At 74.5% G+C, this 7492-nt stretch carries 9 protein-coding genes; 5 read left to right on the forward strand and 4 right to left on the reverse strand.

What is annotated here, in order from left to right; translation table 11 throughout:
* A partial coding sequence (locus AOK09_RS02640) for a TVP38/TMEM64 family protein (RefSeq protein WP_055585456.1) occupies positions 1-546 on the forward strand: 546 nt, incomplete at its 5' end.
* A gap of 69 nt (positions 547-615) precedes the next feature.
* Positions 616-1293: a GNAT family N-acetyltransferase gene (locus AOK09_RS02645; protein WP_055585457.1), complete on the forward strand. Its 678-nt coding sequence runs from the start codon at positions 616-618 to the stop codon at positions 1291-1293.
* Here AOK09_RS02645 and mug read toward each other — a convergent pair.
* From mug to AOK09_RS02665, 4 genes are all read right to left on the reverse strand, one after another.
* Complete coding sequence (gene mug, locus AOK09_RS02650; RefSeq protein ID WP_407675334.1) at positions 1283-1855, reverse strand: G/U mismatch-specific DNA glycosylase; 573 nt, start codon at positions 1853-1855, stop codon at positions 1283-1285. The genes AOK09_RS02645 and mug overlap by 11 nt on opposite strands.
* Before the next feature lie 140 nt (positions 1856-1995).
* On the reverse strand, positions 1996-4071 hold the full coding sequence (locus AOK09_RS02655; protein ID WP_055585458.1) for a SpoIIE family protein phosphatase: 2076 nt from the start codon (positions 4069-4071) through the stop codon (positions 1996-1998).
* Positions 4072-4167: 96 nt separating this feature from the next.
* Entirely contained in the window at positions 4168-5130 is a 963-nt protein-coding gene (locus tag AOK09_RS02660) for a helix-turn-helix transcriptional regulator (protein ID WP_055585459.1), read from the reverse strand.
* 13 nt (positions 5131-5143) lie between these two features.
* Positions 5144-5536, reverse strand: coding sequence for a DUF2568 domain-containing protein (locus AOK09_RS02665; protein ID WP_055585460.1), 393 nt, complete (start codon positions 5534-5536; stop codon positions 5144-5146).
* 124 nt (positions 5537-5660) lie between these two features.
* Between AOK09_RS02665 and AOK09_RS02670 the strand changes: the two genes are divergently transcribed.
* From AOK09_RS02670 to AOK09_RS02680, 3 genes are all read left to right on the forward strand, one after another.
* Positions 5661-6167 (forward strand): DinB family protein, encoded by a 507-nt coding sequence (locus AOK09_RS02670; protein WP_055585461.1) that lies wholly within the window; start codon positions 5661-5663, stop codon positions 6165-6167.
* Between the two features lie 226 nt (positions 6168-6393).
* Complete coding sequence (locus AOK09_RS02675; protein WP_055585462.1) at positions 6394-6783, forward strand: cell division protein SepF; 390 nt, start codon at positions 6394-6396, stop codon at positions 6781-6783.
* 143 nt (positions 6784-6926) lie between these two features.
* On the forward strand, positions 6927-7481 hold the full coding sequence (locus AOK09_RS02680; RefSeq protein ID WP_055585463.1) for a TetR/AcrR family transcriptional regulator: 555 nt from the start codon (positions 6927-6929) through the stop codon (positions 7479-7481).
* Positions 7482-7492: the final 11 nt, after the last annotated feature.

Below are 7492 nucleotides of genomic sequence, written 5' to 3' on the forward strand. Positions count from 1 at the left end.
GCCCTGGTCCCCGGCCCCTGGGCCGGCCCTGCCTTCGCCGCGCTCTTCGCCCTGAGCACCCTGGCCTTCGTCCCCAAACCGCTGCTCAACGCCGCTGCCGGCGCACTCTTCGGCATCCACCAGGGCCTCGCCCTGGCCGTGGCGGGCACCACGGCAGGCGCGGTGCTCGCCTTCGGCCTCGGCCGGGGGCTGGGACGGGAGGCGCTGCGGCCGCTGCTGCGGACCAAGGTCCTCGCGGCCCTCGACCGGCGGCTCACCCACCAGGGGTTCCGCAGCGTACTGATGCTGCGCATCATCCCCGGGGTGCCGTTCGCCGCCGCCAACTACGGCGCGGCCTTCTCCGGGGTGCGGCCCCTGACCTTCGCCCTGGCCACCGCGCTGGGTGTCATCCCGGGCACCGCCGCCTACGTCGTCGCCGGGGCCTCCGCCACCTCCCCTGGCTCACCCGCCTTCCTCCTCTCCGCCGCGCTCATCGCCGCGACCGGTCTGCTCAGCGTGGTCTCCCTGTGGCGGCGGGCGCGGGCCCGGGCCCGCGCCCGCGCCTGAGGGCCACCATGCGGCGGGTACGGCCGACGCGGCCGCACCCGGGTAGAGTCCGGCCGGACCACTGAACCCATGTCAGCGGGAGGACCTGTGGCGGTTCCGGCGGTTGCGGACGGCTCCCTCGGGGAGATCCTGGACGCCGCGGCGCGCGGCGTGTTCCCCCCGCCCGACGGCGGTGTCACGGTCGTGCCGCAACCGTCGCCGCACACCGCGGGAGTGGTCTCCTTCTGCGCCCACGCGGTGGTCTTCACCGACGCCGACCCCCGGTGGGTGCACGACACCCTCGCCGCGGACCCCGGCGACCCCCTGGCCGCACCGCTCTGCCCCCCGTTCCTGGGAGCGCTCTCCGCCCACACCGGGCGGCTGGTGAACAACATCGACATGGTCGTGCAGACCAGGCCCCTCCCGGGCCCGCCCCCGCTGGCCCTCCGGGAGATCGACGACCCCGGTCACCCCAGGGTGGCCAGGGCGCTGCGCCACCGCGACGACGTCAGGGTGTGGGCGGCCGACGGCGGGGTGGCGGTGCTGGGCCGCGGGCTGGCAGGGCGCTGGGAGGCGGCCGTGGAGGTGGACGCCGGTACCCGAGGCCGCGGCCTGGGACGTGCGCTGGCGCTGGCGCTCCGTCACCTGGTCCCGGAAGGAGCCCCCCTGTGGGCGCAGATCGCCCCGGGCAACGCCCCGAGCGTCCGGGCCTTCCAGGCGGCCGGCTACCGCCCGATCGGGGCGGAGGCCCTGCTGGTCAGGCGGTGAGCCCCGGAACCGGGAGTCCGGGTGCCCCCGCCGCCTCGCGCAGCCGGGCGAACTCGGCGGCCAGGGAGGCGGCGGTCCAGTGCGCATTGAGGCCGCTGGGGTTGGGGAGCACCCAGATGCGGGTGCCGCCCAGGGTGCGGGACTGCGGCCCGACCGCGGCGCGGGGGTCGGCGAAGGCCGCGCGGTAGGCGGTGACCCCGGCCACCGCCAGCCAGCGCGGCCGGTGGCGGGCCACCTTGGCTTCGAGGATCCGGCCGCCGGCGGCGAACTCCTCAGCGGTCAGCTCGTCCGCCCTGGCGGTCGCGCGGGCCACCACATTGGTGAGTCCGAGACCGAGGGTGGTCAGCTCGCCCTGCTCGTCCGGGCGGAAACGCCGGGGGGTGAACCCGGACGCGTGCAGGGTGGGCCAGAAGCGGTTGCCGGGACGGGCGAAGTGGTGCCCTGTCGCCGCCGTCCACAGCCCGGGGTTGATACCGCAGAAGAGCACCCGCAGGTCGTCCGCCAGGACGTCGCACACGGTGCGGTCACGGGCTGCCTCCATCTCGGCACGGGTGGGGCGCAGCACGGTCAAGGGATCCCTTCCGGCCCGGGGACTGGTCGACGGGGCCGGTCCGTACGGCCCGTCGGCGCCCGTCCCCGAGGGTAACGCGCGCCTCTACGCGCGCCTCCCCCCTCCCACCGGCCCTGCCGGGAAGAGGAGCCTCACTCCTGGTAGCCGCGGGCGACCACGAACTCGCTCCAGACGCACTTCCCGGTGCCCCGCGGGTCCACGCCCCAGACGTCGGCCACCCGGTCCACCAGCAGCATCCCGCGCCCCGAGGTCGCCTCCCAGTCGGGCTCCCTGCGGCGGGGCAGCGCACTGGAGCGGTCCTGCACCTCGATCCGCAGCCGGGGCCGGGGGCCCGCCAGCAGCCGCAGGCTCAGCAGGGCCCCTCCGCCGGTGTGCCGCAGGGCGTTGGTGACCAGTTCGTCCACCACCAGCTCGACCTCGTCCGCCCGCTCGGGCAGGCCCCAGGCCCGTACGGACTCGCGGATCAGGTGGCGGGCGGAGATCAGCGCCTGCGGGTCGGCCGGGGCGACGTACTGGTGGAGGAAGCGGGCGGGCTCGGGAGAGGTGTCCTCCTGCCGGGTCAGCAGCAGCAGGGCCACGTCGTCCTCGCCGCCGGTCTGCTCGCACATCACCTCGGTGAGCCGCTCGGCGAGCTGCTCCAGGTCGCGGGGGCCCTCGTGGACGGCCCGGGCCAGGGCGTCCATGCCCTCGTCCAGGTCACCCCCCGGACGCTCCACCAACCCGTCGCTGCACAGCAGCAGGGTCTCCCCGGGGGCCAGCTCCGTCGTGGTCACCGGGTACTCCAGCTCGCCGAACTGCGCGGAGAGCCCCAGCGGCAGCCCCACCGGGCCGGAGAGCCGGCGGCACCAGCCGTCGGCGTGGCGCAGTAGCGGCGCCAGATGCCCGGCCCGCACCAGCCGCACCGCCCCGGTGGTGGCGTCCACATCGGCGTAGACGCAGGTGGCGAAGCGGTCGGTGTCCAGCTCGCAGAGGAAGACGGAGGCGCGGGCCATCACGGTGGCCGGCGAGTGGCCCTCGGCCGCGTAGGCGCGCAGCGCGATCCGCAGCTGGCCCATCACCGCCGCCGCATGGGTGTCGTGCCCCTGGACGTCGCCGACCATCACGCCGACCCGGCCGCCGGGCAGCGGCACGGCGTCGTACCAGTCGCCGCCGATGTCGCGGCTGGCGACGGCGGCCCGGTAGCGCGCGGCCACCGCGATCCCGGGGACCTGCGGGAGGCTGCGCGGCAGCATCGCGGTCTGCAGGTCCTTGGCCAGGTCGTGCTCCTGGTCGAAGAGCATGGCCCGCTGCAGGCTCTGGGCGATGGCACTGGTCAGGGCGAGCAGCAGATTGCGCTCCTCGGGGGTGAAGGCGTCCTTGCGCCGGTAGAGGAGGCCCAGCGCGCCGATCGGGCGGGCCTGGGCGATCAGCGGCAGATAGGCGGCCGCGGTGACGTCCAGCGGGCGGATGTAGGGCCACAGCCCGGGGTAGCGGTGCTCGAACTCGCGGGCGGAGGTCAGGTAGACCGGCGCCATCGTCCGTATGACCTCGCTGATCGGGTAGTCGTCGTCGATCCGGGTCCACTCCAGGTCGGGCACGTTGCTGCCCGGGGTGCCCTCGGCGAGCACCCGCACCCGGCCGCCCTCCAGGATGCCGAGGACCAGGCTGGCGGCGCCGAGACGGCCGAGCCCGTCCGGGTCGCTGAGCACGGCGGTGACGTCCTGGACGGTGATGGCGTGCGCGAGGGCGGCGGCGGTGCCCTCCACCACGCCGGTCCGCCGGTCCCGTTCGCGCTCCCAGGCGAGCCGTTCCGCGGCCTGCTCCAGCTCCTCGGTGGCGTCGCGGACGATGCCGATCACCCGGCGCGGCCGGCCGCCGGGGTCCCGGTGGATGTGGCCCTGGGTGTGGGCCCAGCGGCGGGTGCCGTCGCGGTGCACCACGCGGAAGTAGAAGCCGTACGTGCTCCCGCCGCCCCGGAGCGCCTCGGTGATCCGGGTGCTCAGGCTGGTGCGCTCCTCGGCGGACATCCGTACGGCGAGCACCATCGGGTTGCCGTGGTACTCCTCCGGGGGCATGTCGTAGACCCGCAGCGCGGGCTCGTCCATGTGCAGCAGGCCGCTCTCGAGGTCCCAGTCGAAGCTGCCCATCCGGTTGAGGGCCAGGCTGGTGTCCGCCCCCGCGGGCCAGGGAGCCGGCGTGGCCGGCCCGGCCTGCGCTGCGTCCTCCATGTCGCCCTCCCGGTACGGCGGGTCGCCGCGGGCAGCGTTCCACTGGTGTGGGACCAGCTCTCAGCCTAATCTCGCCCTCACCGCAACGGCAGCCGCTCATCCGTACAGCCGGGCCAGTGCCCGGGCGGCCTCGACGGCCTCGGCCCGTACCTCGGGCGGCCCCAGCACCTCGGCGCCGGCGCCCAGCCGCAGCAGGTCCCAGACCGCATGGCGCAGTGACTCCACGGGCAGCGCGACCCGGATCCGGCCGTCCGGGCCGGGAGGCCCGGCCTCGGCGACGGCCCGCGCCTGGACGGGGGCGAACATCGCCTGGATCCGGGCGGCCGCCCACTCGGTGAGCAGGACGTCCACGGTCCGGCCGTAGGCCGTCTCCTGGAAGCGGCCGGACCAGTCCGCCCAGTACGCGGCCAGGTCGAACCCCGGCGGCCGCCGGAAGGGCGGGCCCGGCTCGCACTCCAGGATGCGGGCCACCCGGTAGGTGCGGGGCACGGCGTCGACGGCGGCGACCAGGTACCACTCGCCTGCCTTGAGGACCAGGCCGAGGGCGTCCACCGTACGGTCCACCTCGGCCGGGCCCCACTTGCGGTAGCGCAGGCGCAGGGTCAGCTGCTGCCAGACCGCGTCGGCGACGGCGGGCAGGTGCGGCACTGGGGTGGCGTCGCTGAACCAGCGGCCGGGATCCAGGTGGAAGCGCTCCCGGATGCGCTCGGCTCGTGCCCCGGTCTCCGCGGGGAGGGACGCCAGCAGTTTCAGCCGGGCGCTGGCGATCTCCGCGCCCAGGCCCAGTTCGGCGGCGGGGCCGGGCAGGCCGACCAGGAAGAGGGAGTCGGCCTCGTCGGCGTTCAGCCCGGTCAGCCGGGTGCGATAGCCGTCCAGCAACCGGTAGCCGCCGTCGGGTCCGCGGTCGGCGTACACCGGGATCCCGGCGGCGGCGAGCGCCTCCACGTCCCGGTAGACGGTACGTACCGAGACCTCCAGCTCGGCGGCGAGCTGGGCCGCGGTGAGCCGGCCGCGGTTCTGCAGCAGCAGGAGCAGCGAGAGCAGTCGGTCGGCGCGCATGCGGTGGCGGGCGCTAGTGAGCCTGGGGGACGGTCTCGGGGCCCGTCGCGGCGGCGCCCGGCGGGCGCCATCTGCCGAGGGCGGCGAGCGCCGCGGTGTTGGCGACGACCACGGCGGCGAAGCCGGCCGAGGCCGCGGGGTGGCCGGTGGCGGCCAGCGCGGCCACGGCCCCGCCCAGCACGGCGAGCTGGGTGATCAGCCAGGCGGGGGCGGAGTGGACGGCTGCCTGCGGTGCGGCGTAACGGCCCCAGAGCACCGCGGCGGCCACCGGGACGGCCAAGGCCAGTACGATCCGCAGCGGCACCGGGCCGCCGATCCGGTAGCCGCCGAGGGCGAGCGCCGCCAGGGCTGCCAGCTCCAGCAGGAATCTGAGCGCCAGGTTGAACCCGGCCGCCGCGCCCCTCATGATCCGCCCCCGCTGCTGCACCGATGCCGTGTTCGAAGATCGGCCCCAGCGTAGCCGGGTGTGCCCGGCGTCGGCGGCCGAATTCCCCTCGCGTCGCGTCCAAGGGGGCGGCAGGATGCCCGTCATGACGGACACACGTATTCATCCGGCGTTTGATCTCGGTGAACGCGCCATGCTGGAGAGCTGGTTGGACTTCCATCGTGCCACCCTGGCGCTGAAGTGCGAGGGCCTGGACGACGAGCAGCTGCGCACCCGGTCGGCGCCGCCCTCGACGCTGTCGCTGCTGGGGCTGGTGCGGCACATGGCGGAGGTGGAGCGGGCCTGGTTCCAGGGCGTGCTGCGCGGCGAGCAGTACGAGAAGCGCTTCTGGACCGAGGAGCAGCCCGACGGCGACTTCGACAATGTGGACACCGCCGATGTCGCCGAGACGTTCGACATCTGGCAGTCGGAGGTGCGGGCGGCCAGGGCCGCGGCGGAGGGGGTGCCGCTGGAGGCGGTGGGCCGGGGTCTGCGGCACGGCCGGGAGGTGACGCTGCGCTGGATCCTCACCCACATGATCGAGGAGTACGCCCGGCACAACGGCCACGCGGACCTGCTGCGCGAGCGGATCGACGGCGCCACGGGAGAGTGACACTAAGTCAACTGAGGTTGACGGATCGTCACGACGGAACCGCTCGCCGAGCTGCGGCGTCGCTTCAGGAGCCCGGCCATGTCTGCGCCACGACCCGAACGGCGGTGCTGCGCGGGCGCGGACTGGGTGATCAGTGCGATACTCGGACAGTTCCGGCGAGTGGATGACACGTCAGAAGACGGGTAGGCCGCCGGAGACGAGATGTGACGGGATGGGGAGGCGCGGCATGGGAGCACTTCGTGACGAGCACCACGGGTGGCTGATGCCCTCCGGCGGCTACGCAGCCCCCGTGTACGAGGATCCCTGGGCCACCGAAGCGGTCGCCCAGGCCCCCGCCGAGGCCACGCGGATCATCTCCGTGCGCCCGACCGGCTTCGAGTCGGCCCGGGTCGTCGGTGAGCACCTGCGCGCCGGCTCGCCCGTGGTGATGGACGTGTCGGAGATGCCGGACGCCGACGCCAAGCGGCTGGTGGACTTCGCCTCCGGGCTGATCTTCGGCACCCGGGGCAGTATCGAGCGAATCGCCCGGCGGGTCTTCCTGCTGGCACCTCCGGAGGTCGAGGTGACCGTGATCAGCGGCTCGCTGGACGACTCCGGGTTCTACAACCAGAGCTGAATCCCCTCCCTCCCCCCGTCCCCGGCCGGTGGCCGGCCCCCGTGGCCGGCCACCGGCTTTTTTGGTGCGTCCCAATGGATCTCCCAGGAGACCTCGAAAACCAGAATGAGACACTCATGTCTCATGTCAGCTATGCTTGACTCATGGCCATCGACCGTGACTCCGTGCTCAACGCCGCCGTCGGCGTCCTCTCCCGGCAGCCCAACGCCGCCATGGACGAGATCGCCCGCGCCGCCGGGATCAGCCGCGCCACCCTGCACCGGCTCTTCCCCGGTCGTGACGCCCTGGTGCGCGAGGTCGGAGCCCTGGGCCTGCGCCGGTTCACCCAGGCGCTCGACGACGCCCGGGTCGACGAGGGCGACACCGTGGCCGCCGTCCGCCGCCTGGTCGACGCCGTGATCCCCGTCGCCCAGCTCTGCGCCTTCCTCACCGGGGAGAGCAAGCTCTACGAGGACAGCGAGATCAACCAGGCCTGGGACCGGCTCGACGCCCGCGTCCGCGCACTCTTCCTGCGCGGCCAGCAGGAGGGCGCCTTCCGTATCGAACTTCCCGCCGCATGGCTGAGCGAGGCCTTCCTCGATCTCGTCGCCGGTGTCGGCTGGGCCGTCCAGGACGGCCGCCTCGCCCCCCGGGACAGTGCCCACGCCCTCGCCGAACTCTTCCTCGGCGGCGCCACCAGGAGACCCGCAACACCATGACCGCCCCCACC

It is taken from the genome of Peterkaempfera griseoplana (assembly GCF_001418575.1).
In the GTDB taxonomy this organism is placed as follows: Bacteria; Actinomycetota; Actinomycetes; order Streptomycetales; family Streptomycetaceae; genus Peterkaempfera; species Peterkaempfera griseoplana.